The organism is Stenotrophomonas sp. YJH_SMC_65 (assembly GCF_059369475.1).
This window is the reverse complement of sequence record NZ_JCAFSR010000004.1, coordinates 59,666-85,031: the sequence shown is the minus strand read 5'-3', so window position 1 is coordinate 85,031 and position 25,366 is coordinate 59,666. Positions and strand designations below refer to the sequence as shown.

Below are 25,366 nucleotides of genomic sequence, written 5' to 3'. Positions count from 1 at the left end.
GTCACCCCGGAGGCATCATGGACCCCAGTCAGAACCCCAACGTTTTCCACGCCACCACCATCGTCTGCGTCCGTCGCGGCGAGCACGTGGCCATTGCCGGCGACGGCCAGGTCACGCTGGGCCACACCGTGATGAAGGGCAACGCGCGCAAGGTGCGCCGCCTCGGCCGTGATGGCCAGGTACTGGCCGGCTTCGCCGGTGCCGCCGCCGATGCCTTCACCCTGTTCGAGCTGTTCGAGGCCAAGCTGGAAAAGCACGGCCAGCTGCAGCGTGCTGCGGTCGAACTGGCCAAGGATTGGCGCACCGAGCGCCGCCTCGGCAAGCTGGAAGCCCTGTTGGCGGTGGCCGACAAGGAAACCTCGCTGATCATCAGCGGCACCGGCGATGTGATCGAGCCGGAGGACGGCATCATCGCCATCGGCTCGGGTGGCTCGTATGCACTGTCGGCCGCACGCGCCTTGATGGCGCACACCGAACTGGATGCGCGCACCATCGCCAGCGAAGCGATCGGCATCGCCGGCGACATCTGCATCTACACCAACCGCAACGTGGTGGTCGAGGAGCTGTGAGGGTAGCGTCGGGCGCTGGCCGGCAACCTCATGATCCCCCGCACGCGTGCCTGGTTGCCGGCCAGCGGCCGGCACTACCGACAAAGAATCCGTGAGCACATCCATGTCGAAGATCGAAGTTTCCTCCGCCACCATGACCCCGCGCGAGATCGTGCAGGAACTGGACCGGCACATCGTCGGCCAGCACGACGCCAAGCGCGCCGTGGCCATCGCCCTGCGCAACCGCTGGCGCCGCATGCAGCTGGTGCCCGAGCTGCGCAATGAAGTGATGCCGAAGAACATCCTGATGATCGGCCCGACCGGCGTCGGCAAGACCGAGATCGCGCGCCGCCTGGCCACGCTGGCCAACGCACCGTTCGTGAAGGTCGAAGCCACCCGCTTCACCGAAGTCGGCTACGTCGGCAAGGACGTCGAGCAGATCATCCGCGACCTGGCCGATACCGCGGTCAAGCTCTATCGCGAACAGGCCAAGGTGCGCGTACGCACCCAGGCCGAAGAGCGTGCCGAAGACCGCATCCTGGATGCGCTGCTGCCGCGCCGCAGCGGTGGCATCGGCTTCGATCCGGAAGTCGCCCGCAACGAGCCGTCGGCGCAGGACAACGAGACCCGCATCAAGTTCCGCAAGATGCTGCGCAACGGTGAGCTGGACGAGCGCGAGATCGAACTCGACCTGGCCGCAAACGTCAGCATGGACATCATGACCCCGCCGGGCATGGAGGAAATGGGCCAGCAGCTGAAGTCGATGTTCGCCAACCTCGGCGGCGGCGCCAAGGCGCACAAGCGCACGCTGACCATCAAGGCCGCGCGCCCGCTGCTGATCGAGGAAGAAGCGGGCAAGCTGGTCAACGAGGACGACATCCGCACCGCCGCGATCGAGGCCTGCGAGCAGCACGGCATCGTCTTCATCGACGAGATCGACAAGGTCGCCAAGCGTGGCGACAACGTGGGTGGTGGTGACGTGTCGCGCGAAGGCGTGCAGCGTGACCTGCTGCCGCTGGTGGAAGGCTCCAACGTGTCCACCAAGTACGGCACGATCAAGACCGACCACATCCTGTTCATCGCGTCGGGCGCGTTCCACCTGGCCAAGCCCAGCGACCTGATTCCGGAGCTGCAGGGCCGCTTCCCGATCCGCGTGGAGCTGGGTGCGCTGAGCAAGAACGATTTCGTGCGCATCCTGACCGAACCGAAGGCCGCGCTGACCAAGCAGTACGAAGCACTGCTGGCCACCGAAGGCGTCAAGGTCAGCTTCACTGCCGATGCCATTGATCGTCTGGCCGAGATCGCTTTCCAGGTGAACGAACGCCAGGAAAACATCGGCGCGCGTCGCCTGCATACGGTGCTGGAGCGCCTGCTGGATTCGCTCAGCTACGAGGCACCGGACCGCGACGGCGAAACCCTGGCCATCGACAGCGCCTACGTGGACAAGCACCTGGGTGAGCTGGTGCAGGACCCGGACCTGAGCCGCTACATCCTGTAATGCCCGGTGGGGTCGGATCCCTCGCCGTGGCGAGGGCGCTGACCCCGCCCACTGCAGCAGAAAAGGCCGCCGCAAGGCGGCCTTTTTCCTGTGCGGTCAGTGCGATTGCCGGGTGCGGTAGTCCCGCAGCACCTGGTCGATCACTGCACTGGTGCGGGCGGCGCTGATGCCGTTCGAGGGCGAGTGCCCGTTGCCGCGCAGTTCGTCCACGAGGGAGGCGATCAACGGCTGCTGGATCGACGACGGGTTCGGGATGTCGAAGGCCTGCACGCCCGCTTCGGTTTCCAGCTCCACCGGAACGTCCTCGAAGGTGGCAAAGCGCAGCTGGCCACGGTCGCCGGTGATCTCGATCTGATCCTGGCGGCGGAACGCGCAGAAGCTCCATTGCGCGATGCCGTGTGTCCCCGTCCCGGTGCGGAAGCACATCGAGACGCTGTCCTCGGCGGCGTAGGCGCCGGTCAACGAGCTGGCCAGGCCACGCACATCGCTCAGCGGCCCCAGCAGATGGTCGAGCAGGTCCAGGGTATGCGAGCCCAGGTCGACGAACAGCCCGCCGCCGGCGATCGCGGGGTTGGTCCGCCAGAAGTCAGGCGATGCGGCATCCACTGAATGCGGCCGGTGCAGGGTGGCGCGCACGGCGCGCACTGTGCCGATCGCGCCGTCGTCCAGCAGCTGCTTCACCTGTGCGAAGCGGGGCAGGGCACGGCGGTAGTAGGCCACGAACACGGGCACGCCGCTGCGGGCGCTGGCCGCGATGATGCGCTGGCACTCGTCGTGGTCCATGGCCATCGGCTTTTCGATGTAGACCGGCTTGCCCGCAGCAATCGCCTGCAATGCGTAGTGCATGTGCGTGGAGGGCGGTGTTGCAACGTAGACCGCGTTCACCTCCGGATCGGCGATGAGTGCATCGGCGTCCGCGTACCAGCGCGGAATCGCGTGGCGGCGTGCATAGTCTTCGGCCAATGCGGCATTGCGGCGCATGACCGCCACTACCCGTGAGCCCGGCGTGTTGGCCAGGGCCGGCCCGCTCTTCTTCTCGGTGACGCTGCCACACCCGATGAAGCCCCACACCACGTTGTCCAGGATCATCGATCTGCCCTTGCAGGGGGGGGGGCCGCAGTGATGGGAGCAGCCTCGTTCACGCCTCGGGCAGCGGCTCGGGGACGGTGCCGGGAACGAACACACCATCCTTCACGTAGGCGGCCAGGGTCATGTCCAGCGCGAGCATGCCATCGCGCTTGAGGTCCATCAGTTCCGGTTCGACCATCGCGCCGTGCAGCACGCCCAGCACGGTGGCGTGCAGCATGCGCGCGGCGATTTTCGGGTCGGCGCCTTCGCGCAGCTGGCCCAGATCGCGGGCGCGGCGCAGGGCACGCTCCATCCGGTCCAGCGCATCGCGGAATCCGGCCTGCTGCATTTCGGTCAGCACCCTGGTGTCCGCCGACGCATCGCTGCGCAGCATGATCTCCATGGTCTTGCGCAGGCGCTCGTCCTCGGACAGCTCGATGAACGAGTGGATCATCACCGCGCGCAGGTCGTGCACCGGGGTGTCGCGCTGGTCGGTGGAGGTGCGCTCCAGTTCCTGCATGAAGGGCAGGTGCACGCGCTCGACGATGGCGGCCAGCACCTCGCTCTTGTTCTTGAAGTGCCAGTAGACCGCGCCACGGGTGTAGCCGGCGCGGGCACCGATCATCTCCAGCGTGGTACGGGCCACGCCGTGTTCATGGAAGCAGGCTTCGGCGGCGTCAAGGATGCCTTCCCGGGTTGCCTGGGTGTCCTCTTTGGTCTTGCGGGCCATGGGTGTGGGTACGAGTGCGGGTGAAACGTGGCTGAATTGTACCGGTTTACAAACAAACAAGCATGTATGTATATTTCGCACCCATCATTCCCGTCGTGTGCGTGGCAGGCCGGTCTGGCGCCCACTCCACCCGGGTGGGCGCGATCTGCGGGCTTTCACCGGAAGGGGAACGTCCATCGATATCAGCTCCCTCTGAGATTCTTTCCTCCAAGAGCCTTTCCGTCATGTTGCTGAGCCGAATCCGACCCTTTGCACTGTCGCTGGCAATCGCCGCGACCGTGGCTGCCTGCGGCGGCCAACCCCAGGCCCCCGAGCAGGGCCCGGGTGACGTCACCGTGGTCACGCTGAAGTCCGAGACCGTGGGCCTGACCCGCGAACTGCCGGGCCGTACCAATGCCTTCCTGGTCGCCGAAGTGCGCCCGCAGGTCAATGGCATCGTGGCCAAGCGCCTGTTTACCGAGGGCGGCATGGTCAAGGCCGGCGAGCCGCTGTACCAGCTCGACGATGCCAGCTACCGGGCCCAGGCCAACAACGCCCGCGCCCAGCTGGCCCGCGCCGAAGCCACCGCCAATGCCGCGCGCCTGAGTGCCAAGCGCATCACCGAGCTGGCCAAGGTCGATGCGGTCAGCCAGCAGGACCTGGAGAACGCCGTCGCCGCGCAGAAGCAGGCCGAGGCCGACGTCGGTGCCGCCAAGGCCTCGCTGGATGCGGCCAACGTCACCCTGGGCTACGCCCGCATCACCGCGCCGATCAGCGGCCGCATCGGCAAGTCCAGCGTCACCCAGGGTGCGCTGGTCAGCGCCGGCCAGGCCAACGCACTGGCCACCGTGCAGCAGCTGGACCCGATCTATGTCGACCTGACCCAGTCCTCGGCCGAGCTGCTGCAGCTGCGCCGCGAACTGGCCGCCGGCCGCCTGCAGGACAACCAGACCCTGCCGGTCAGCATCCTGATGGAAGACGGCAGCACCTTCGAGCACAAGGGCACGCTGGAGTTCTCCGAAGTCAGCGTCGATCCGACCACCGGCAGCTTCGGCCTGCGCGTGAAGGTGGACAACCCGGACGGCCTGCTGATGCCGGGCATGTACGTGCGTGCGGTGATCGGCGGCGGCGTGCGCAGCGACGCGGTGCTGGTGCCGATGCAGGGCATCGCGCGCGATCCGAAGGGCGACACCACCGCGATGGTGGTCGGCAAGGACAACAAGGTCGAAGTGCGCCCGGTCAAGGTCAGCCGCACGGTCGGCGACAAGTGGCTGGTCGAGGACGGCCTGAAGGCCGGTGACAAGGTCATCGTCGAAGGCCTGCAGAAGATCGGCCCCGGCATGCCGGTCAAGGCCACCGAGAAGGGCGACGCACCGGCCAAGCCGGCGGCAGCCGCCCAGCCTGCCGCCCCGGCCGGCGACGCGAAGTAAGCGGAGAACCCCATGGCACGCTTTTTCATCGATCGACCCATCTTTGCGTGGGTGATCGCCATCATCATCATGCTCGCCGGCGGCCTGGCGCTGTTCAAGCTGCCGGTCTCGATGTACCCCAACGTCGCACCGCCGGCGGTGGAAATCAGTGCCACCTACCCGGGTGCATCGGCCAAGGTGGTCGAGGACTCGGTGACGCAGATCATCGAGCAGAACATGAAGGGCCTTGATGGCCTGATCTACTTCTCCTCCAACAGCTCGTCCAACGGCCAGGCCACCATCACCCTGACCTTCGAGAGCGGCACCAACCCGGATATCGCCCAGGTGCAGGTGCAGAACAAGCTGCAGCTGGCCATGCCGCTGCTGCCGCAGGAAGTGCAGCGGCAGGGCATCAACGTGGCCAAGTCCAGCTCGGGCTTCCTGAACGTCATCGCGTTCGTGTCCGAGAACGGCAGCATGGACGCCAACGACATCGCCGACTACGTCGGTTCCAATGTCGTCGACCGCCTGAGCCGCGTGCCGGGCGTGGGCAACATCCAGGTGTTCGGTGGCAAGTACGCCATGCGCATCTGGCTGGACCCGAACAAGCTGCATACCTATGGCCTGTCGGTGCCGGAAGTGACCGCCGCGATCAAGGCGCAGAACGCCCAGGTGGCGATCGGCCAGCTCGGCGGTGCGCCGTCGGTGAAGGGCCAGCAGCTCAACGCCACCATCAACGCGCAGTCGCGCCTGCAGACCCCGGAACAGTTCCGAAACATCATCGTGCGCGGTGCGCAGGACGGTGCCGAGCTGCGCCTGGGTGATGTCGCCCGCGTCGAGCTGGGTGCCGAGTCCTACGACTTCGTCACCCGCTACAACGGCCAGCCGGCCAGTGGCCTGGCGGTCACCCTGGCCACCGGCGCCAACGCGCTGGATACCGCGGCCGGTGTGGATGCCGCGCTGGAAGACATGAAGGGCTTCTTCCCGGCCGGCCTGAAGGCCGAGATCCCGTACGACACCACCCCGTTCGTGCGCGTGTCGATCAAGGGCGTGGTGCAGACCCTGATCGAAGCGATCGTGCTGGTGTTCGTGGTGATGTACCTGTTCCTGCAGAACTTCCGCGCCACCCTGATCCCGACCATCGCCGTGCCGGTGGTGCTGCTGGGTACCTTCGGCGTGCTGGCGATGCTGGGCTTCTCGGTGAACATGCTGACCATGTTCGCGATGGTGCTGGCGATCGGCCTGCTGGTGGACGATGCCATCGTGGTGGTGGAGAACGTCGAGCGCATCATGTCCGAGGAAGGGCTGTCGCCGCTCGAAGCGACCCGCAAGTCGATGGGCCAGATCACCGGTGCGCTGGTGGGTATCGGCCTGGTGCTGTCGGCGGTGTTCGTGCCGATGGCCTTCATGAGCGGCTCCACCGGCGTGATCTATCGGCAGTTCTCGGCCACGATTGTCTCTGCGATGGCGTTGTCGGTGCTGGTGGCGATCGTGCTGACCCCGGCACTGTGCGCGACCATGCTCAAGCCGCTGAAGAAGGGTGAGCACCACGTCGCCCACCGTGGCCTGGCCGGTCGCTTCTTCAATGGCTTCAACCGTGGCTTCGATCGCACCAGCGAAAGCTACCAGCGCGGCGTGCGCGGCATCATCCACCGTCCGTGGCGCTTCATGGGCATCGTGGCGGTCTTGTTCGTGCTGATGGGCGTGCTGTTCGTGCGCCTGCCCAGCTCGTTCCTGCCCAACGAAGACCAGGGTGTGCTGATGGCGCTGGTGCAGGCGCCCGTCGGTGCCACCCAGGAACGCACGCTGGAATCGATCGCGGCACTGGAAAACCACTTCCTGCAGAACGAGAAGGATGCGGTGGACTCGGTGTTCTCCGTGCAGGGCTTCAGCTTCGCCGGCATGGGCCAGAACGCGGGCATGGCGTTCGTCAAGCTGAAGGACTGGAGCGAGCGTGACGCCGACAATGGCGTGATGCCGATCACCGGCCGTGCGATGGCGGCCCTGGGCCAGATCAAGGATGCCTTCATCTTCGCCTTCCCGCCGCCGGCCATTCCGGAGCTGGGGACCGCCTCGGGCTACACCTTCTTCCTGAAGGACAACAGCGGCCAGGGCCACGAGGCACTGGTGGCCGCGCGCAACCAGCTGCTCGGCCTGGCCGCAGGCAGCAAGAAGCTGGCCAACGTACGCCCGAACGGCCAGGAAGACACGCCGCAGTTCCGCATCGACATCGACGCGGCCAAGGCGACCTCGCTGGGACTGTCGATCGACCAGATCAACGGCACGCTGGCGGCCGCGTGGGGCAGCTCGTACATCGATGACTTCGTCGATCGTGGCCGCGTCAAGCGCGTGTTCGTGCAGGCCGACCAGGCGTTCCGCATGGTGCCGGAGGACTTCGATCTCTGGTCCGTGAAGAACGACAAGGGTGAGATGGTGCCGTTCAGCGCCTTCGCTACCAAGCACTGGGACTACGGTTCGCCGCGCCTGGAACGCTACAACGGTGTGTCGGCAATGGAAATCCAGGGCGAACCGGCCCCGGGTGTCGCCTCCGGTGATGCCATGGCCGAGATCGAACAGCTGGCCAAGCAGCTGCCGGCGGGTTTCGGCATCGAGTGGACGGCGATGTCCTACCAGGAACGCCAGGCCGGCTCGCAGACGCCGCTGCTGTACACGCTGTCGCTGATGATCGTGTTCCTGTGCCTGGCCGCGATGTATGAAAGCTGGAGCGTGCCGACCGCGGTGCTGCTGGCGGCCCCGCTGGGTATCCTCGGCGCGGTGCTGGCCAACACCTTCAAGGGCCTGGAGCGCGACATCTACTTCCAGGTGGCGATGCTGACCACGGTGGGCCTGACCAGCAAGAACGCGATCCTGATCGTCGAGTTCGCCAAGGAAAACCTGGAAAAGGGCGCCAGCCTGATCGAGTCGATCATGCACGCCGTGCGCGACCGCCTGCGCCCGATCGTGATGACCTCGCTCGCCTTCGGCATGGGCGTGGTACCGCTGGCGATCTCCACCGGTGCCGGCTCCGGCGCCAAGCAGGCGATCGGCACCGGCGTGCTCGGCGGCATGATCGTCGGCACCGTGCTCGGCGTGTTCTTCGTGCCGCTGTTCTTCGTGGTGGTGCAGCGCGTGTTCAAGCGCAGATCCACGACGTGACCTGTAGCGGTCATGCCGGCCTCAGGCTGGCGTTATCGAAACGGTAGTGCCGGCCGCTGGCCGGCACTGCCTCCTGCCATCCGGCAGTACCGATGGAAGTGATCCCCATGAAAAGTGCATCCCTGTTCCTCTCCATTGCCGCCACGCTCGCGCTGGCCGGCTGCTCCACCCTGGCGCCGAAGAACACCGCCGTCGCTCCGGCGATTCCTGCGCAGTGGCCGGCCGAGGCCGCGCAGGGCGAGGTGGCCGATGTCGCCGCCGTCGGCTGGCGCGATTTCTTCACCGATGCGCGCCTGCAGCAGGTGATCGAGCAGTCGCTGCAGAACAACCGCGACCTGCGCGTGGCCGTGCTCAATGTCGAGCGCGCGCGTGGCCAGTACCGCGTGCAGCGCGCCGATCGCGTGCCCGGCGTGGCCGTGACCGGCCAGATGGACCGCCGTGGTACCGATGCCGGTGTCACCGAGCAGTTCAGCGCGGGCGTGGGTGTGGCCGAGTTCGAGCTGGACCTGTTCGGTCGCGTGCGCAACCTCAGCGAGGCGGCGCTGCAGCAGTACTTCGCCGTGGCTGCCAACCGCCGCAACGCGCAGCTGAGCCTGGTGGCCGAGACCGCCACCGCGTGGCTGACCTATGGGGCTGATGCGCAGCGGCTGAAGATCGCCGATGCCACGCTGAAGACCTACGAGGATTCGCTGCGCCTGGCCGAGGCCCGCCACGAACGCGGCGGCAGTTCGGCGCTGGAGCTGACCCAGACCCGTACCCTGGTCGAGACCGCACGCACCGATGCCGCGCGCCTGCGCGGCCAGCTGGCCCAGGACCGCAACGCACTGGCGCTGCTGGCCGGTGGCCAGCTCGATCCGGCACTGCTGCCGGACAGCATCGAACCGCAGCTGCTGGCGCTGGCCCCGCCGCCGGCCGGCCTGCCCAGCGACGTGCTGCTGCAGCGCCCGGACATCATGGCCGCCGAACACCAGCTGCTGGCCGCCAATGCCAACATCGGTGCGGCACGCGCAGCGTTCTTCCCGAGCATCTCGCTGACCGGCAGCATCGGCAGCGGCTCCAGCGAACTGTCCAACCTGTTCGACAGCGGCACCCGTGTGTGGAGCTTCCTGCCGAAGATCACCCTGCCGATCTTCCAGGGCGGCAAGCTGCGCGCCAACCTGGCCATCGCCAACGCGGATCGTGATATCGCACTGGCGCAGTACGAGAAGTCGATCCAGGTGGGATTCCGCGAAACGGCCGATGCGCTGGCGTTGAATGTCAGCCTGGATGAGCAGGTGAGTTCACAGCAGCGCCTGGTGGAAGCGGCCGAACAGGCCAATCGCCTGTCGCAGGCACGCTACGACGCGGGGCTGGACAGCTTTGTCACCCTGCTTGACGCGCGGCGTACCGCCTACAACGCGCAGCAGACCCAGCTGCAGGCGCAGCTGGCGCAGCAGGCCAACCGCATCACCCTGTACAAGGTGCTGGGCGGCGGCTGGCACGAGCGCGGGTAAGCAGTGCTTCTGGTAGGTGCCAACCTTGGTTGGCACGGATGCGTCAGCGCAGGCGGCTGGCCCTGTGCCAACCAAGGTTGGCACCTGCCTGGAGATCGAGGGTAGTGCCGGCCGTTGGCCGGCATTGTCATTCGGAGGCCTGCTATACCGCTTCATCGTCGCGCCGCGCCGCATGGCAGGCGCGAACGCGCGCCAGCGCATCGCCGGCTTCGCGCGCCATCTGCTCGTACTCGGCGCGGATCTCTTCCAGGCGCGCTTCATCCAGTTCTTCCAGATCCAACAGTTCGTTGTTGGCTTCGGCCGTCGCCCGGATCAGCTCGTCCAGCTTGATCTGCATCGCGGCAGTATCCGCGTTCTGCGTGTGCTGGATCAGGAACACCATCAGGAAGGTGATGATGGTGGTGCCGGTGTTGATCACCAGCTGCCAGGTGTCGTTGAAACCGAACACCGGGCCACTGATGCCCCAGATCACCACGATCGCTACTGCAGCCAGGAAGGTCCACGGCGAGCCGGTGGCGGCCGCGGCCTTCTTGGCGATCGTATTGAACAGGTTGCGTGCTTTCATCGTCGTCGTCCCACTCAGGTGACGAGGATGATCGGCAGTGGCCCGTGCAGGGGTTGTGCAGCGGCGGTCAGGCGCGCATGCGCTGCAGTCGTGGCGCCTGCAGGCTGCGCACCGGGCTGCTCTGGTAGACGTGCTGCCAGCAACGGTCGACGAACTCACGGGCCTGGGCTTCGCTCAGCCGCGGCATGATCTGCAGGGCGTATTGGGTCTGGAACATCTCGTCACGTTCGGCCTCGCTGGCGCGCGGCTGGGTGATCAGCGAATCACAGGCGAACTTGATCCACGGCACGTACGAGCCGAACGAGTTGTGCGGCAGTGCGCCTTCGGCATGTTGGCGGCGCCAGTGGTCAAGCTCGGCGTCAACGTTGATGACCGGAGGAATGGTGGGGACTTCAGCGTGCATGACAATCCAGTTCGGTTGAGTGGAAAGGGAGTGGGGGTTCATCCGAGTGTGGCGTATATGGCGGTGCATGCCGCGTCAGCGGGATGTGGAGCCTGCGTTGGCATGGCCGATCAACTGCGCATGTTCGACCGCACCGAGGTCTTCGGCCAGAGTGGCCATCGCATTGCACAGGCGTTCGTGGTCGAGCGGGTGGCGGCGGACCAGCTCCAGTTGCATGTGCTGATAGGCAGTCCAGAACGGCGCGCCGCGCCGGTGCAGCGCATATTGCTGCTGCAAGCGTTCGCGGATCGGATCGAGGATCGGGTCTGTCGTAGGGCGTACGGCGTGCGCGCACATGGCTGGCTCCGCCGGGGAACGGGTGCCCCGGTGAACCCACCGTAGGCGTGTCAGCCGCGTGGGGTGTTACCGCAATGTGTGCGCGTGGCCTGGCTGACTGTGCGCGCGGTCACGCCGATGCCCGCAAAGGCCGCCGGCACAAGGGCGCACCGGCGCTGAAGCGTTCATTAAATGTGTTGCAGAGACGAGCGCGCGTGGCTCATTCGCCGATGTCCTCGTTCCAGATGTCGGGATGACGGCTGATGAAATCGCCCAGCAGGTCCACGCATTCCTGGTTGTCCAGGTCGATCACGTTGACGCCGTTTTCGCGCAGCCAGTCGATGCCGCCCTGGAAGGTGCGCGATTCGCCCACCACCACGGTGCCGATGTTGAACTGGCGCACCAGCCCCGAGCAGTACCAGCACGGGGCCAGGGTGGTGACCATGATGGTGTCCTGGTAACGGCGCTGGCGGCCGGCCTTGCGGAAGGCGTCGGTTTCCCCATGCACCGACGGGTCGCCTTCCTGCACGCGGCGGTTGTGGCCGCAGCCGAGGAGGCGGCCGTCGTTGTGGTACAGCGCCGCGCCGATCGGCACGCCGCCCTCGGCCAGGCCCTGGCGGGCTTCGGCGATGGCGGTCTGCAGCAGGGCCTGGTAGTCGGGCGTGGTGATCATGCGGGGCTCCGGTAAGTCGTGGCCCGCCATCATACGGGCAGGGGGTGCCGCTGGCCCCCGGCGGTGCGATAATCGGGGCCATGAGCGAATCCCCCTACAAAGCCGGTACCACCCATTTCGGGTTCCGCGACGTCGCCGCCAAGGACAAGCAGAAGCTGGTCGGCCAGGTGTTCACCTCGGTCGCGCGCAACTACGACCTGATGAACGACCTGATGAGCCTGGGCGTGCACCGGGCGTGGAAGCGCTACTACGTGGCCACCGCGCAGGTGAAGCCGGGCGACCGCGTGCTCGACCTGGCCGGCGGCACCGGCGACATCGCCGCCCTGCTGAAGGAGCGCGTCGGTGCCGAGGGCTCGGTGGTGCTGGGCGACATCAACGCCGGCATGCTGTCGGTCGGCCGTGACCGCCTGACCAACCGCGGCCTCGTGCTCGGCCTGGACTACGTGCAGTGCAACGCCGAAGCCCTGCCGTTCCCGGACAACAGCTTCGATCTGGTCACCATTGCCTTCGGCCTGCGCAACGTGACCGACAAGGACGCTGGCCTGCGCGAGATGTACCGCGTGCTGAAGGTGGGCGGCCAGGCCCGCGTGCTGGAATTCTCCGAAGTCACCGCGGACTGGTTCAAGCCGATCTACGACTTCCACTCGTTCAAGATCCTGCCCAAGCTGGGCAAGCTGTTCGCCAACGATTCGGACAGCTACCAGTACCTGGCCGAGAGCATCCGCAAGCACCCGCCGCAGGACGAACTGAAGGCGATGATGGGGCAGGCCGGCTTCGAGCGCTGCCACTACAAGAACCTGACCGGCGGCATCGTCTCGATCCACTCCGGCTACAAGCTGTAAGCCCTGCTCTGGTGGGTGCCAACTTGGTTGGCACTCGCCCGCTGCGGTCATCCGCTCTGGTAGGTGCCGACCTTGGTCGGCACGGGCCTGCCGCGTGCGTTGATGGATCCGTGCCAACCAAGGTGGGCACCTGCCTGTAGATGCCAACCTTGGTTGGCATGCGCCGGAGGCGCAGGAACGGCCCCGGCCTGCATTACCCCGCACCGCGCAACGCCTGCGCGGCCGGAGGGAGGTACCATTGGGGTTTGATCCCCGTAACGGTCCCGATTCATGCGTAATCCGCTGATGCTCCTTCCGCTGGCCGTGGCCCTGGCCGCCGGCTGCTCCCAGGAGGCGGCCGCGCCCGCCGCCGCCCCGACTGCCGCAAAGGCCCCCGCCGCCCCCGTGAACGCCGAGAACCGCAGCCACGACGAAAGCTCGTACGCCGAGCCGGACAAGGTCGTCATCAAGGACATCGCACTGGATCTGAAGCTGGACTTCGACCAGAAGCAGATCGGCGGCACCGCCACCTACACCCTGGAATGGAAGCAGAAGGACGCCAGGCAGCTGGTGCTCGACACCCGCGAGCTGACCGTGTCCAAGGTCGAGGCCGTCGGTGCCGATGGCGCGCGCAGCCCGCTGCAGTTCGCGCTGGCCCCGGTCGACAAGGTGTTCGGCAGCAAGCTGACAATCGAGACCCCGGAACAGCCAGCCAAGGTGGAAGTGACCTACCACACCGCACCGACCGCCTCGGGCCTGCAGTGGCTGGCGCCGTCGATGACCGAAGGCAAGAAGCTGCCCTTCATGTTCAGCCAGTCGCAGGCCATCCACGCCCGCTCCTGGGTGCCGCTGCAGGACACCCCGAGCGTGCGTTTCACCTACAGCGCGCACGTGGTCTCGCGCCCGGACGTGATGGTGCTGATGAGCGCCGACAACGATCCGAAGGCCGCGCGTGACGGTGACTACACCTTCAAGATGCCGCAGCCGATTCCGTCCTACCTGCTGGCCATCGCCGCCGGCGACCTGGTGTTCGAGCCGATCTCCGGCCGCTCCGGCGTCTGGGCCGAGCCGACCATGGTCAACAAGGCCGCCAAGGAATTCGAAGACACCGAGAAGATGATCGGTGCCGCCGAGAAGCTCTACGGCGAATACCGCTGGGGCCGCTACGACATGCTGGTGCTGCCGCCGTCGTTCCCGTTCGGCGGCATGGAGAATCCGCGCCTGACCTTCGCCACCCCGACCGTGATCGTCGGTGACAAGTCGCTGGTCTCGCTGGTCGCCCATGAACTGGCGCACAGCTGGTCGGGCAACCTGGTGACCAACGCCAGCTGGAAGGACATCTGGCTCAATGAAGGCTTCACCACCTACGTCCAGGGCCGCATCACCGAAGCCCTGTACGGCAAGGAGATGGCCGAGATGGAGAAGCAGATCGACCAGACCGACCTGCTGGCCGAAGTGAAGGACATGAGCCCGGCCGACCAGGCGCTGGCGCTGCCGCCGCTGAACGAGCGTGACCCCGACGAAGCCCTCAGCCAGGTCGCCTACGTCAAGGGTTCGTGGTTCCTGGAATTCCTGGAGCAGCGCTTCGGCCGCGAGACCTTCGATCCGTTCCTGCGCGGCTGGTTCGATGACCATGCCTTCCAGAGCGCGAACACCGACCAGTTCGTCGCGTACATGAAGAAGAACCTGCTGCCGAAGAATCCCTCGGCAGTGACCGAGGCCGAACTGAAGGCGTGGCTGGACGAGCCGGGCATTCCGGCGTTCGCGGCCAAGGCGCAGTCGCGCAACTTCAGCAGCGTCGATACCGCGCGCATTGCCTTCGCCAGCGCCGGCACCGTGCCGAGCAGCCAGGTCATCGCCGACTGGAGCACGCAGGAATGGGTGCGCTTCATCGACGGCCTGGGTGCGACCCAGCCGCTGGACAAGCTGGCCACGCTGGACAAGGCGTTCCACTTCACCGGCACCCCGAATGGCGAGATCGCCATGCGCTGGTACCCGCTGGCGATCCGCAGCGGCTACGAGCAGGCCAATGAAGGTGCTGCCGCGTTCATCGAGCGCGTCGGCCGTCGCAAGCTGATCCTGCCGATCTACGCCGAACTGGTGAAGACCCCGAAGGGGCTGGAGCTGGCCAAGCAGGCCTTTGAAAAGGCCAAGCCGGGCTACCACCCGATCACCACGGCCTCGGTCCAGGACATGCTGGCCAAGGCTGAAGCCAAGTAACCGGTGGTGCCGGCCGCTGGCCGGCAACCGGTCACTGCTTCACCAGCTACGGCGGGGAAACCCGCCGTTGCTGTATCCGCTTTTCGCTGCCGATAGAATCGGGATGCACTCGCATAGGACCTCCGCCATGAAACGACTGATCCTGCTCACCGCCTGCACCCTGGCCCTGGCCGCCTGCAGCAACCCCGAGGAAGAGCGCAAGGCGCAGGAAGCCGCCGCGGCCGCCGTGCAGGCGCAGAAGGAAGCCAAGGCCGAGGACGTGGCCAAGCAGTACGACATGGCCGTGGCCGCGCAGGACTGGGAACGCGCGCGCCTGCATGGCGCCTCGCTGCTGGACCAGTACAAGGACACCGCCGCCGCCGAGCGCATCGCCGCGGGCTTCGACGAGGTCAAGGCCAAGGGCGATGCCGCACGCGACCTGCGCCGCATGCAGGCGCTGTGGCAGTACAACCAGATCCCGGTGGGCAACAAGGGCAACCAGGTTTCGGCGCAGATCTACAGCAAGGAACGGGTGGACGTGGATGGCAGCGGCGCCAAGCCGGTGCAGCTGGTGTTCCGCGATCACCCGGAGTGGAAGCGGCACGCTTACCTGGTGCTGCAGGCCGGCGATTTCCGCTGCCCGCAGTGCACGGTGAAGGTGACCGTGGACGATGGCAAGCCGGTGTCGATGGCGGCCTGGCGCCCGAAGACCGATGAAGCCATCGCCCTGTTCATCACCGACCAGAAGGCGTTGTGGAAGCTGGCGCGCAAGGGCAAGTCGATCAGCATCGAGTTCCCGGTCAAGGCTGGCGGCACGCGTACGGCCGTGTTCGAGACCGGCGGTGTCGACGCCAGTCGCATGCCGCAGTGGTGGCAGTGATGATCGCGACGGGCAGCGCAGTGCACGCGTTGTCCGCGATCCGGCACTGGATCTTCGACATGGATGGCACGCTGACCGTCGCCGTGCATGATTTCGCCGCGATCCGCCGTGCGCTGCAGATCGCGGCCGAGGAGGACATCCTGGACCATATCGCAGCGTTGCCGGATGCGCCGGCGCAGGCCAAGCGTGAGTGGCTGCTGGATCACGAACGTGTGCTGGCCGAGGAGGCGCTGCCGGCGCCGGGTGCGGTGACGCTGCTGCGTGCGCTGGCAGCCGACGGTTGCCGGCTGGGCATCCTGACCCGCAACGATCATGCGCTGGCGAAGCTGACGCTGGACGCGATCGGGGTCGGGGAACTGTTCGATGATGCCGACATCGTCGGCCGTGATGAAGCGGTGCCCAAGCCCTCGCCGGATGGCCTGCAGCAGCACCTGCGGCGCTGGGGCATTGCAGCGAGGGAGGCGGTGATGGTCGGCGACCACGCCTACGACCTGGAGTGCGGCCGCGCCGCGGGCGCCCATACCGTACTGGTCAACCTGCCGGAAAACCCGTGGCCCGGCCGTGCCGACTGGCATTTCGCCGATTGCCGCGCGCTGTTGGCGGCCTGGCAGGCCGCATGACCGTGTAGAGCCGAGCCCACGCTCGGCTGCTCTGCGGTCAGATCGCGCAGGCGCGCGCAAGCCGAGCATGGGCTCGGCTCTACAGAGAGCAGGCAACGTGTCGGTCGGAAGTTCCGGTAGTGCCGGCCGCCGGCCGGCAGTGTCGACCCAGGTCGACACCCACCGAGCGATGCGCGGGCAGTTCGGTTTACGCGCCCAGCGCGTAACCGAACTGCTGCTTGAACTGCTCGTTGAACTCATCGAAGGTGAAGCGCTGGTTCTGCGTGCCCGGGTGCTCGACCTTCAGTGCGCCCATCAGGTTGCCCATGCGGCCGATGGTCAGCCAGTCGTAGCCCTTCTGGATGCCGTAGATCAGGCCGGCGCGGAAGGCGTCGCCACAGCCGGTCGGGTCGACCACGCGGCGCTCGTGCGCCGGCGGGATGTCGTAGCTCTTTTCCGGGGTGTGGATGACCGCGCCCTTCGGGCCGCGGGTGGTGATGTAGGCCTTGACCCGGCTGACGATCTCCTTTTCGTCCCAGCCGGTGCGCTCCTGCAGCAGGTTCGACTCGTAGTCGTTGACCACCACGTAGTCGGCCTGGTCGATGAAGGCGCGCAGCTCCGGGCCGTTGAACAGCGGCATGGCCTGGCCCGGGTCGAAGATGAACGGGATGCCGTCCTCGTGGAATTCCTGCGCGTTCTGGATCATGCCTTCGCGGCCGTCCGGGCCGACCAGGCCCAGGGTCACGCCCGGCACGCCGCGCACATGGTTCTCGTAGGAACGCATCATCGCGCCCGGGTGGAAGGCGGTGATCTGGTTGTTGTCGTGGTCGGTGGTGATGAACGCCTGCGGGGTGAACAGCTCATCGATCACGCGCACGCGCGACAGGTCGATGCCCAGGCCTTCGAAGTACTCGCGGTACGGGCCGAAGTCCGAACCCACGGTGCCCATCGGGATCGGCTGGCCGCCCAGCAGGTGCAGGTTGTAGGCGATGTTGCCGGCGCAGCCGCCGAACTCGCGGCGCATGCGCGGCACCAGGAAGGACACGTTCAGGATGTGCACCTTGTCCGGCAGGATGTGATTCTTGAACTGGTCCGGAAACACCATGATGGTGTCGAAGGCAAGAGAACCACAGATCAGAGCGGACATCGATGTAAGCCTATGCGGTGAATTTTGGGGTGGGCCAGCCCGGTTCAGCGGGCAAGCAAACGGCGCCCTTGGGCGCCCGACGGCGCAAAGGTTACCCGCTGGTGCCGCTCAGGGCCAGAACCGGGTGATGCCCGATCAGGCCGAAAGCCTGTGAAGACGCGGGTTCAGCTAGTTTTTTCCTTGCTCGGCGGCAGGCGGGTTGCTAGGCTTGTCGGCCTCGATTTCTGCCCATTTTTTCGCCATCCCGCGGCGGGCACGACACCCCTCAGGACTCCTTCCTCAGATGTTCAAGAAACTCCGTGGCATGTTCTCCAACGACCTGTCCATCGACCTGGGCACGGCCAACACCCTCATCTACGTGCGCGGGCAGGGGATCGTGCTGAACGAGCCGTCGGTCGTGGCCGTGCGCCAGGACCGTGCCATCGGTGGCACCCGCTCGGTGGCAGCCGTGGGCGCCGAAGCCAAGCAGATGCTGGGCCGTACCCCGGGTCACATCACCACCATCCGCCCGATGAAGGACGGCGTCATCGCCGACTTCACCTACACCGAGGCGATGCTCAAGCACTTCATCAAGAAGGTGCACAAATCGCGCGTGCTGCGCCCGAGCCCGCGCGTGCTGGTCTGCGTGCCGGCCGGCTCGACCCAGGTCGAGCGCCGCGCGATCAAGGAATCGGCCGAGGAAGCCGGTGCCCGTGACGTGTTCCTGATCGAAGAACCGATGGCGGCCGCGATCGGCGCCGGCATGCCGGTCACCGAGGCCCGTGGCTCGATGGTCATCGACATCGGCGGCGGCACCACCGAAGTGGCGGTGATCTCGCTCAACGGCATCGTCTATTCGGCCTCGGTCCGCATCGGCGGCGACCGCTTCGACGAGTCGATCACCAACTACGTGCGCCGCAACCACGGCATGCTGATCGGTGAAGCCACCGCCGAGCGCATCAAGGTCGAGCTGGGCTGCGCCTACCCGCAGGCGGAAGTGATCGAGATGGAAATCTCCGGCCGCAACCTCGCCGAGGGCGTGCCGAAGATGATCAAGATCAGCTCCAACGAGGTGCTCGAGGCCCTGCACGAGCCGCTGTCGGGCATCGTCAGCGCGGTCAAGCTGGCGCTGGAGCAGACCCCGCCGGAACTGTGCGCCGACGTCGCCGAGCGCGGCATCGTGCTGACCGGTGGTGGCGCCCTGCTGCGCGATCTGGACCGCCTGATCTCCGAGGAAACCGGCCTGCACGTGCAGGTGGCCGACGATCCGCTGACCTGCGTGGCCCGCGGTGGCGGCCGTGCGCTGGAGCTGGTGGACATGCACGGCAACGAGTTCTTTGCGCCGGAATAAGCCGTCCCGGCCGTTCCTGCCCGCCGCGCCCTTCCGGGGTGCGGCCCGCCGTGATGGCGGGCCGGCACCGGCGGGGCGCCCGCGTGTTTCCCTTTCGCCTTCTGCCAGTTGAATCGTTGCCGTGCCGCCCTACGCCGGTCCTCCCGTTGCCTCCCGATCCGGTGATGCCGCCAGCCCCCTGCGGTTGCTGGCCTATCTCGCGTTGGCCATCACCCTGATCGTGCTCGATGACCAGGCCGGCTGGCTGGCGCGCCTGCGCGAGCAGGCCAACAGCCTGGTGCAGCCGGTATGGGCGCTGGCCGGCCTGCCCGGCAAGCTCGGCAACCAGGTCAAGGATTCCGCCGCCAGCCATACCCAGCTGGTGACCGAGAATCGCGAACTGCGCAACCAGCTGCTGCTGGCCAACGCGCGCCTGACCCGCCTGCAGACCGCCGCGCTGGACAATGCCCAGCTGCGCGAACTGCTGAACGTGGCCGAGCGCAGCGGCCTGGACGTGCAGCTGGCGCCGATCCTGGACATCGACCTGGACCCGGTGAAGCAGCGCCTGGTGCTCGACGCCGGCACCCGCGAAGGCGTGCACGTCGGCCAGGCGGTGATCGATGCCGGCGGCTTGATGGGGCAGGTGATCAGCGTCACCGGCGGCACCTCCACCGTGCTGCTGCTGACCGACCCCGACCACGCGGTGCCCGTTACCGTGGCCCGCAACGGCGTGCGCCTGATCGTCTACGGCCGCGGCGACACGCTGGAGCTGCGCGACATTCCGCTCAGCGCCGGCGTGGAAGTGGGCGATGAGATCGTTACCTCCGGCCTCGGCGGGCGCTTCCCGGCCGGCTTCCCGGTCGGCACCATCACCGGCCTGCGCCCGGACGACACCCACGCCTTCCTGGTCGGCGAACTGAAGCCGGCGGCCCAGCTCGACCGCGGCCGCGACGTGCTGCTGCTGCGCCCGGGCGCGGCGATCCGCATTCCGCCGGAACTGCGCCTGCAGCTGGAAGAAACCGCCCCGGGGGGGCCGGCCACCGGCGCCAGCGTGCCTGCGGGAGCCGCGCCAGCGGCAACGACGCCGGCTCCGGCCAGCTCCCCGGTAGTGCCGGCCGCTGGCCGGCAACAGCCCTCGTCGCAAACGAGGACTGTTGCCCGCGCATCCTCGCCTGATCCTGCTGCTCCGGTAGTGCCGGCCGCTGGCCGGCAACCGACCACGCCGGAGGCCCAGCGATGAGCCGCCTGCGCGACAACCCGTGGGTGCTGCCGGCCAGCCTGGTGGTGGCGCTGCTGCTGGGCCTGCTGCCGTTGCCGGCGCTGCTGCAGCCGCTGCGCCCGTACTGGCTGGCGCTGGTGCTGGCGTACTGGGTCATCGAAGCCCCCGAACGCGTCGGCCTGGGCATCGCCTTCGCCAGCGGCGTGGTTGCCGACCTGCTGTACGGCGGCGTGCTGGGCGAACAGGCGCTGCGGCTGGTGATGCTGGCCTTCATCCTGCAGCGCTTCCGCGCCCGCATCCGCTTCTTCCCGATGTCCCAGCAGATGCTGGCCATCGGCGGCCTGCTGTTCAACGACCGCATCGTCAGCGCGCTGGTCCACATCGTGGTGGATGAGCCGACCCTGCCGTGGTCGTACTGGTGGGCACCGCTGCTGGGCATGGGCCTGTGGCCGCTGGTGTTCGTGCTGCTGGACGCGGTGCGCTTCGGCAAGCGCGGGCGCTGAGCCATGATCCCGCGCCGCCAGGTCAAGAACCCGCACGCCGAAGCCGAACAGTTCCGCCGCCGCGCGGCGCTGGGCTTCCTGGGCGTGCTGGTCTGCCTGCTGGGCCTGGGCGGCTGGTACTTCAAGCTGCAGGTGCTGGACCACGACGTCTATGCCACGCGCTCGGAAGCCAACCGCATCAAGCCGCGGCCGGTGGTGCCCGGGCGCGGCATGATCTACGACCGCAATGGCCGCCTGCTGGCCGAGAACGTGCCGGCCTTCCGCCTGGACGTGACCCCGGACAAGGTCAAGGACATGGACGCCACCCTGGAAGGGCTGGCGAAGATCATCAACATCAGCCCGGAAGAGCTGGAAGCGTTCAACAAGTCGCGCAAGGCGCGCCGCAAGTTCCTGCCGGTCACGCTGAAGCTGCGCATGAGCGACGAGGAGATGGCGCGCTTCGCGGTCGACCGCTGGCGCTTCCCCGGCGTCGAGCTGGAGCCCTACCTGACCCGCCGCTACCCCTACGGCGATCTGTTCGCGCACATCATCGGCTACGTTGGCCGCGTTGATGACAAGGATCTGGAGATCCTCGGCGAAGGCAATGCCGCGCTGACCCACATCGGCAAGTCCGGCCTGGAGCGTTACTACGAGCAGCAGCTGCGCGGCAAGGTCGGCTACGAGCAGGTCGAGACCAACGTGCAGGGGCGCGCGATCCGCACCATCGGCCGCGTCGCCGCGCAGTCCGGCGCCGACCTGCGGCTGTCGATCGACGCCGACCTGCAGCGCGCCATGGTGGCCGCCTTCGGCGACCAGGAAGGCTCGGCGGTGGCGATGGACCCGCGCACCGGCGAAGTGCTGGCGATGGTCAGCCTGCCGTCCTACGACCCCAACCTGTTCGTCAACGGCATCTCGCATGCCGACTTCAAGGCGCTGAACGAAAACCCGTCGCGGCCGCAGTTCAACCGCCTGGTGCTCGGTGGCGTCGCCCCCGGTTCCACGCTGAAGCCGCTGATCGGCCTGGCCGGCCTGGATTCGGGCGTTCGACGCCCGGAAGACAAGGTGCTGTCCACCGGCATGTTCTATCTGCCGGGCACTTCCCGCGGCTGGGGTGACGCCCACCGTGGCGGCCATGGCTGGACCGACCTGCGCAAGTCCATCGCCGAATCGGTCAACACCTACTACTACAAGCTGGCGCTGGACCTGGGCATCGAGCGCTTCGACCATTACATGGAGTACTACGGCTTCGGCCAGCCGACCGGCATCGACCTCACCGGCGAGATCGGCGGCATCCTGCCGTCGCCGGCCTACAAGCGGAAGAGCCGCAAGGAAGCCTGGTACCCCGGTGATACGGTCAACATCAGCATCGGCCAGGGTGACTGGAAGGTCACCCCGCTGCAGCTGGCGCGCGGCGTCAGCGGTCTGGCCGATGGCCAGCTGCGCACCCCGCACCTGGTGATCCAGCAGCGCGAGGGTTTCGACAGCGACTGGTCGGCGATGCCGGCTGGCGAGAGCAAGCCGGTCAGCCCCAACCCCGCCAACGTGCAGGCCGTGCGCGAGGGCATGATGGCGACCATGCGGCCCGGCGGCAGCGGCTGGCGCGTGGCGGTGGGTGCGCCGTACGTGATGGCCGGCAAGACCGGTACCGCGCAGGTCATCAGCCGAAAGGGCACGGCGGCAGTGAATCCGAAGAGCCTGCCGATGCACCTGCGCCATCGCGCGCTGTTCGTCGGCTTCGCACCGGTGGAAAACCCGGTGATCGCGATCGCGGTGGCCGTGGAAGGCGGCGGCTATGGTGGTTCGGCGGCCGCGCCGATCGCACGCAAGGTGTTCGACGCCTACCTGCTGGGCAAGATGCCCGAAGGCATGCAGCCACTGGACAGCGAGCGCGGCACCACCGCCATCGGCGCCACCGCGTTCGACAACGAAGATGCCGGCGCGCGCCAGGCTGGCGACCTCGCCGCGGCGCAGCTGGGTGAACATCCGGTGCTGGTCGGCGTGCCGGCGCCGGAACCTGTACCCGCACCGCAGCCGGCGACGCCGGCCGCCGCCGTGTTGCCCGCCACGCCACGCCCGACCGTCGCGGAGCCCGTACGATGAGAGTGTTCCTGCGCTGGGCCGGCGACATGCTGCGCCGCTTCTTCAGCACGCTGGACTGGGTGCTGTGCCTGGCCCTGGGGACGCTGATGGTGATCGGCCTGGCCACCCTGAAGAGCGCCGGTGGCGACAGCCTGGTGATGGCCCAGGGCGCGCGCTTCGCCGTGGGCATGGCCGCGCTGTGGGGCATCTCGCGGGTGCCGATCCTGCGCATCCGCTCGGCTACGCCGATGATCTACGCGATCTCGATGATCCCGTTGCTGGCGGTGTTCGTGCTGGGCACCGGCAAGTACGGCCGGCAGTGGCTGGACCTGAAGTTCTTCTACCTGCAGCCGGCCGAGCTGCTGAAGGTCAGCCTGCCGATGATGGTGGCCTGGTACCTGCACAAGATGCCGCTGCCGCCGCGCTTCAACACCGTGCTCGTGGCCCTGGTCATCATCGGCGTGCCCACCGGCCTGGTGATGCTGCAGCCGGACTTCGGTACTGGTGTGCTGATCGCTGCCAGTGGCGTGTTCGTGCTGTTGTTGGCCGGGCTGCCGTGGTGGTGGGTCGGCCTGGGTGTGGGTGGCGTGGCCGCGGTCGCGCCGGTGGCCTGGTTCTGGTTGCTGCGGCCGTACCAGAAGGACCGCATCATGATGTTCCTGGACCCGGAGATGGATGCGCTGGGGGCCGGGTGGAACATCATCCAGTCGAAGATCGCGATCGGTTCCGGCGGCTTCGATGGCAAGGGCTGGGGCGAGGGCTCGCAGTCGCACCTGAACTTCATTCCCGAACAGACCACCGACTTCGCGTTCTCGGTGCTGAGCGAGGAGTTCGGCTGGATCGGCGTGGCCACCGTGCTGGCGCTGTACCTGGTGGTGATCGGGCGCTGCCTGTGGATCGCCAGCCAGTCGCGCGATTCGTATTCGCGCCTGCTGGCCGGCGCCACCGGCCTGGCGTTCTTCGTCTATGTGCTGGTGAACGGCGGGATGATTTCCGGCCTGCTGCCGGTGGTGGGCGTGCCGATGCCGCTGATCAGCTACGGCGGTACCTCGGCGGTGTCACTGCTGGCCGGCTTCGGATTGGTGATGGCGGTGCGCAGTCACAACCCGGTGCACGGCGGCTACGGCTGAGTACGGCGTCGGGGTCAGATCCCTTTTTCCACAGGGAAAAGGGATCTGACCCCACAGCCCGGCTACGGAGATCAGAAGCACCCTGACAGCTTCACGCAAGCGCCCGTTGCTAGCGTGCTGCGCGTGGAATGGAAACGACTGTTTGGCGGCTGCCGTGAGGCAGTGCGCACGATCGATCTGCCGTTGCTGGTCGCATTGCTGATCCTGATGGGCGCGGGCCTGGCGGTGCTGCACAGTGTGTCCGGGCCGGTGGCCGGGCAGGCGGCGCGCTTTGCGGGTGGACTGCTGGCGATGTGGCTGCTGTCACGTGTTTCGCTGCTGCGCCTGCGCGCGTGGACACCAGCGTTGTACGCGCTGTCGATGCTGCCGCTGATGGCGGTGTATGTGATCGGCACCGGCAAATATGGGCAGCGCTGGCTCAACCTCGGCGTGTTCTACCTGCAACCGTCGGAGCTGCTCAAGCTCAGCCTGCCGTTGATGATGGCCTGGTACCTGCACCGGCAACCGCTGCCGCCGTCGCCGCGCACGGTACTGACCGCCGCGGTGCTGATCGGCGCGCCGGCGGTGTTGATCCTGATGCAGCCCAACCTCGGCACCGCCACGCTGGTCACCGCCAGCGGCGTGTTCGCGTTGTTGCTGGCGGGCCTGCACTGGGGCTGGGTGGCGACCGGCGCGGCGGGGCTGGCAGTGGCCGCGCCGCTGGCGTGGTTCGGTCTGCTGCGTCAGTACCAGAAGGATCGTGTGTTGACCTTCCTCGACCCGGCGGCCGACCCCCTGGGCACCGGCTGGAACATCCTGCAGTCACGCATCGCGATCGGCTCCGGGGGATGGCAGGGACGCGGCTGGGGGCAGGGCACCCAGGCCACGCTGGATTTCCTCCCCGAATACACCACCGACTTCGCGTTTTCGGTGCTGGCCGAAGAGTTCGGCTGGATCGGCGTGGCGACGCTGTTCGCGCTGTACCTGTTCGTGGTCGGGCGTTGCCTGTGGATTGCCGTGCACGCGCGCGACACGCATGCACGGTTGCTGGCCGGCAGCCTGGGGCTGGCGTTCTTCGTCTACGTGCTGGTGAACGGCGGAATGATTTCCGGCCTGCTGCCGGTGGTGGGCATTCCGATGCCGCTGATCAGCTACGGCGGCACATCGGCGGTTTCGCTGTTGGCCGGCACCGGGTTGGTGATGGCGGTACGCGGGCACCGGCCCGTGCACGGGGGATAGGGTTTCCAGCCAACGGCGCAGCCCCTCGTGGGTGACGGCGCAAAGCAGTTCATGGGTGGGGCCGGGTAGATGGGCTGCGCAGGGGGCGCTGCAAGTACGTCCATGTAAGCTCGGTCGCCGCATCCATGCGGCTCACGCCCCTGCGCAGCCCATCTACCCGGCCACGGACAGGTTCCGGGCGTGTCCACCCACGGAGAAGAAAAAGAAGATCAACAGCGGATCGCAGCGCTGCGCTTGCTCGCGTAGAGCCGAGCCCATGCTCGGCTTCGTGGGCCGGCCGGAAAGCAGCCGAGCGCGGGCTCGGCTCTACAGAAAGCGACCTGCCAAGCCGCTTTTGCTTTTGATCTTTTCTTTTCTTCGCCGTGGGTGAACGCGCGCGAAAACTGTCAGAGGACGGTCGGGTTGGGTACGCGGGGGTGTCAGCCGCATGGATGCGGCTGCCAAGC

22 protein-coding genes are annotated in these 25,366 nt (G+C 67.2%); 15 read left to right on the top strand and 7 right to left on the bottom strand.

Going from position 1 to position 25,366, the window contains the following annotated elements:
* The first annotated feature begins 17 nt into the window (after nt 1–17).
* Together hslV and hslU are read left to right on the top strand one after the other, a co-directional pair.
* The gene (gene hslV, locus AC5P7A_RS08460; RefSeq protein ID WP_005411093.1) at nt 18–569 is read left to right on the top strand and encodes an ATP-dependent protease subunit HslV; all 552 of its coding nucleotides are present in this window, start codon (nt 18–20) and stop codon (nt 567–569) included.
* 103 nt (nt 570–672) lie between these two features.
* The gene (gene hslU, locus AC5P7A_RS08455; protein ID WP_014648461.1) at nt 673–2,046 is read left to right on the top strand and encodes an ATP-dependent protease ATPase subunit HslU; all 1,374 of its coding nucleotides are present in this window, start codon (nt 673–675) and stop codon (nt 2,044–2,046) included.
* A 96-nt stretch (nt 2,047–2,142) separates the two neighbouring features.
* On the opposite strand, the gene AC5P7A_RS08450 is transcribed toward hslU, so the two are convergent.
* Both AC5P7A_RS08450 and smeT read right to left on the bottom strand, forming a co-directional pair.
* Nucleotides 2,143–3,135, bottom strand: a complete 993-nt coding sequence (locus AC5P7A_RS08450; RefSeq protein ID WP_014648460.1) for a Gfo/Idh/MocA family protein — start codon at nt 3,133–3,135, stop codon at nt 2,143–2,145.
* A gap of 49 nt (nt 3,136–3,184) precedes the next feature.
* Nucleotides 3,185–3,844, bottom strand: a complete 660-nt coding sequence (gene smeT / locus AC5P7A_RS08445) for an efflux transporter SmeDEF transcriptional repressor SmeT (RefSeq protein ID WP_032961200.1) — start codon at nt 3,842–3,844, stop codon at nt 3,185–3,187.
* A gap of 224 nt (nt 3,845–4,068) precedes the next feature.
* On the opposite strand from smeT, the gene smeD reads away from it, so the two are divergent.
* The 3 genes from smeD (at nt 4,069) to smeF (ending at nt 9,881) form a co-directional block, all read left to right on the top strand.
* A complete protein-coding gene (smeD, locus tag AC5P7A_RS08440) occupies nt 4,069–5,253 on the top strand; it encodes a multidrug efflux RND transporter periplasmic adaptor subunit SmeD (protein ID WP_014648458.1) in 1,185 nt (394 codons plus the stop codon).
* A gap of 12 nt (nt 5,254–5,265) precedes the next feature.
* The gene (smeE, locus tag AC5P7A_RS08435) at nt 5,266–8,388 is read left to right on the top strand and encodes a multidrug efflux RND transporter permease subunit SmeE (RefSeq protein ID WP_495220035.1); all 3,123 of its coding nucleotides are present in this window, start codon (nt 5,266–5,268) and stop codon (nt 8,386–8,388) included.
* A 92-nt stretch (nt 8,389–8,480) separates the two neighbouring features.
* On the top strand, nt 8,481–9,881 hold the full coding sequence (gene smeF, locus AC5P7A_RS08430) for a multidrug efflux RND transporter outer membrane subunit SmeF (protein ID WP_115444190.1): 1,401 nt from the start codon (nt 8,481–8,483) through the stop codon (nt 9,879–9,881).
* A gap of 142 nt (nt 9,882–10,023) precedes the next feature.
* Here the strand turns inward: smeF and AC5P7A_RS08425 are convergent, their stop codons facing one another.
* The 4 genes from AC5P7A_RS08425 to AC5P7A_RS08410 form a co-directional block, all read right to left on the bottom strand.
* Nucleotides 10,024–10,446: a low affinity iron permease family protein gene (locus tag AC5P7A_RS08425; RefSeq protein WP_032961193.1), complete on the bottom strand. Its 423-nt coding sequence runs from the start codon at nt 10,444–10,446 to the stop codon at nt 10,024–10,026.
* Nucleotides 10,447–10,513: 67 nt separating this feature from the next.
* Nucleotides 10,514–10,849: a hypothetical protein gene (locus AC5P7A_RS08420; RefSeq protein WP_005411085.1), complete on the bottom strand. Its 336-nt coding sequence runs from the start codon at nt 10,847–10,849 to the stop codon at nt 10,514–10,516.
* Nucleotides 10,850–10,924: 75 nt separating this feature from the next.
* The gene (locus tag AC5P7A_RS08415) at nt 10,925–11,185 is read right to left on the bottom strand and encodes a hypothetical protein (RefSeq protein WP_014648454.1); all 261 of its coding nucleotides are present in this window, start codon (nt 11,183–11,185) and stop codon (nt 10,925–10,927) included.
* A gap of 199 nt (nt 11,186–11,384) precedes the next feature.
* Nucleotides 11,385–11,837, bottom strand: coding sequence for a nucleoside deaminase (locus AC5P7A_RS08410; protein WP_005419409.1), 453 nt, complete (start codon nt 11,835–11,837; stop codon nt 11,385–11,387).
* 80 nt (nt 11,838–11,917) lie between these two features.
* On the opposite strand from AC5P7A_RS08410, the gene ubiE reads away from it, so the two are divergent.
* The 4 genes from ubiE to AC5P7A_RS08390 all read left to right on the top strand — a co-directional run bounded on the left by ubiE (nt 11,918) and on the right by AC5P7A_RS08390 (nt 16,357).
* Complete coding sequence (gene ubiE / locus AC5P7A_RS08405) at nt 11,918–12,679, top strand: bifunctional demethylmenaquinone methyltransferase/2-methoxy-6-polyprenyl-1,4-benzoquinol methylase UbiE (RefSeq protein ID WP_005411082.1); 762 nt, start codon at nt 11,918–11,920, stop codon at nt 12,677–12,679.
* Nucleotides 12,680–12,949: 270 nt separating this feature from the next.
* On the top strand, nt 12,950–14,878 hold the full coding sequence (locus AC5P7A_RS08400) for a M1 family metallopeptidase (RefSeq protein ID WP_041863838.1): 1,929 nt from the start codon (nt 12,950–12,952) through the stop codon (nt 14,876–14,878).
* 127 nt (nt 14,879–15,005) lie between these two features.
* On the top strand, nt 15,006–15,737 hold the full coding sequence (locus AC5P7A_RS08395) for a hypothetical protein (RefSeq protein WP_008265071.1): 732 nt from the start codon (nt 15,006–15,008) through the stop codon (nt 15,735–15,737).
* A complete protein-coding gene (locus tag AC5P7A_RS08390) occupies nt 15,737–16,357 on the top strand; it encodes an HAD family hydrolase (RefSeq protein ID WP_049439974.1) in 621 nt (206 codons plus the stop codon). The genes AC5P7A_RS08395 and AC5P7A_RS08390 overlap by 1 nt, the downstream gene beginning before the upstream one ends.
* A 187-nt stretch (nt 16,358–16,544) precedes the next feature.
* On the opposite strand, the gene AC5P7A_RS08385 is transcribed toward AC5P7A_RS08390, so the two are convergent.
* Complete coding sequence (locus tag AC5P7A_RS08385; protein ID WP_005411078.1) at nt 16,545–17,483, bottom strand: carbohydrate kinase family protein; 939 nt, start codon at nt 17,481–17,483, stop codon at nt 16,545–16,547.
* Between the two features lie 283 nt (nt 17,484–17,766).
* On the opposite strand from AC5P7A_RS08385, the gene AC5P7A_RS08380 reads away from it, so the two are divergent.
* The 6 genes from AC5P7A_RS08380 to rodA (AC5P7A_RS08355) all read left to right on the top strand — a co-directional run bounded on the left by AC5P7A_RS08380 (nt 17,767) and on the right by rodA (AC5P7A_RS08355) (nt 24,920).
* Entirely contained in the window at nt 17,767–18,813 is a 1,047-nt protein-coding gene (locus tag AC5P7A_RS08380; protein WP_005419402.1) for a rod shape-determining protein, read from the top strand.
* 121 nt (nt 18,814–18,934) lie between these two features.
* The gene (mreC, locus tag AC5P7A_RS08375) at nt 18,935–20,032 is read left to right on the top strand and encodes a rod shape-determining protein MreC (RefSeq protein WP_495220034.1); all 1,098 of its coding nucleotides are present in this window, start codon (nt 18,935–18,937) and stop codon (nt 20,030–20,032) included.
* The gene (gene mreD / locus AC5P7A_RS08370) at nt 20,029–20,514 is read left to right on the top strand and encodes a rod shape-determining protein MreD (RefSeq protein WP_005419400.1); all 486 of its coding nucleotides are present in this window, start codon (nt 20,029–20,031) and stop codon (nt 20,512–20,514) included. The genes mreC and mreD overlap by 4 nt, the downstream gene beginning before the upstream one ends.
* Nucleotides 20,515–20,517: 3 nt before the next feature.
* A complete protein-coding gene (mrdA, locus tag AC5P7A_RS08365; RefSeq protein WP_075076653.1) occupies nt 20,518–22,593 on the top strand; it encodes a penicillin-binding protein 2 in 2,076 nt (691 codons plus the stop codon).
* Nucleotides 22,590–23,702, top strand: coding sequence for a rod shape-determining protein RodA (rodA, locus tag AC5P7A_RS08360; RefSeq protein WP_014648447.1), 1,113 nt, complete (start codon nt 22,590–22,592; stop codon nt 23,700–23,702). Before mrdA ends, rodA (AC5P7A_RS08360) begins: the two co-directional genes overlap by 4 nt.
* 123 nt (nt 23,703–23,825) lie before the next feature.
* The gene (gene rodA / locus AC5P7A_RS08355; RefSeq protein WP_495220033.1) at nt 23,826–24,920 is read left to right on the top strand and encodes a rod shape-determining protein RodA; all 1,095 of its coding nucleotides are present in this window, start codon (nt 23,826–23,828) and stop codon (nt 24,918–24,920) included.
* Nucleotides 24,921–25,366: the final 446 nt, after the last annotated feature.

Excerpts from the sequence above, each read along its gene's own strand:
- hslV (WP_005411093.1), top strand. The coding sequence starts at position 18 with ATGGACCCCAGTCAGAACCCCAACGTTTTCCACGCCACCACCATCGTC.
- hslU (WP_014648461.1), top strand. The coding sequence starts at position 673 with ATGTCGAAGATCGAAGTTTCCTCCGCCACCATGACCCCGCGCGAGATC.
- AC5P7A_RS08450 (WP_014648460.1), bottom strand. The coding sequence starts at position 3,135 with ATGATCCTGGACAACGTGGTGTGGGGCTTCATCGGGTGTGGCAGCGTC.
- smeT (WP_032961200.1), bottom strand. The coding sequence starts at position 3,844 with ATGGCCCGCAAGACCAAAGAGGACACCCAGGCAACCCGGGAAGGCATC.
- smeD (WP_014648458.1), top strand. The coding sequence starts at position 4,069 with ATGTTGCTGAGCCGAATCCGACCCTTTGCACTGTCGCTGGCAATCGCC.
- smeE (WP_495220035.1), top strand. The coding sequence starts at position 5,266 with ATGGCACGCTTTTTCATCGATCGACCCATCTTTGCGTGGGTGATCGCC.
- smeF (WP_115444190.1), top strand. The coding sequence starts at position 8,481 with ATGGAAGTGATCCCCATGAAAAGTGCATCCCTGTTCCTCTCCATTGCC.
- AC5P7A_RS08425 (WP_032961193.1), bottom strand. The coding sequence starts at position 10,446 with ATGAAAGCACGCAACCTGTTCAATACGATCGCCAAGAAGGCCGCGGCC.
- AC5P7A_RS08420 (WP_005411085.1), bottom strand. The coding sequence starts at position 10,849 with ATGCACGCTGAAGTCCCCACCATTCCTCCGGTCATCAACGTTGACGCC.
- AC5P7A_RS08415 (WP_014648454.1), bottom strand. The coding sequence starts at position 11,185 with ATGTGCGCGCACGCCGTACGCCCTACGACAGACCCGATCCTCGATCCG.
- AC5P7A_RS08410 (WP_005419409.1), bottom strand. The coding sequence starts at position 11,837 with ATGATCACCACGCCCGACTACCAGGCCCTGCTGCAGACCGCCATCGCC.
- ubiE (WP_005411082.1), top strand. The coding sequence starts at position 11,918 with ATGAGCGAATCCCCCTACAAAGCCGGTACCACCCATTTCGGGTTCCGC.
- AC5P7A_RS08400 (WP_041863838.1), top strand. The coding sequence starts at position 12,950 with ATGCGTAATCCGCTGATGCTCCTTCCGCTGGCCGTGGCCCTGGCCGCC.
- AC5P7A_RS08395 (WP_008265071.1), top strand. The coding sequence starts at position 15,006 with ATGAAACGACTGATCCTGCTCACCGCCTGCACCCTGGCCCTGGCCGCC.
- AC5P7A_RS08390 (WP_049439974.1), top strand. The coding sequence starts at position 15,737 with ATGATCGCGACGGGCAGCGCAGTGCACGCGTTGTCCGCGATCCGGCAC.
- AC5P7A_RS08385 (WP_005411078.1), bottom strand. The coding sequence starts at position 17,483 with ATGTCCGCTCTGATCTGTGGTTCTCTTGCCTTCGACACCATCATGGTG.
- AC5P7A_RS08380 (WP_005419402.1), top strand. The coding sequence starts at position 17,767 with ATGTTCAAGAAACTCCGTGGCATGTTCTCCAACGACCTGTCCATCGAC.
- mreD (WP_005419400.1), top strand. The coding sequence starts at position 20,029 with ATGAGCCGCCTGCGCGACAACCCGTGGGTGCTGCCGGCCAGCCTGGTG.
- mrdA (WP_075076653.1), top strand. The coding sequence starts at position 20,518 with ATGATCCCGCGCCGCCAGGTCAAGAACCCGCACGCCGAAGCCGAACAG.
- rodA (WP_014648447.1), top strand. The coding sequence starts at position 22,590 with ATGAGAGTGTTCCTGCGCTGGGCCGGCGACATGCTGCGCCGCTTCTTC.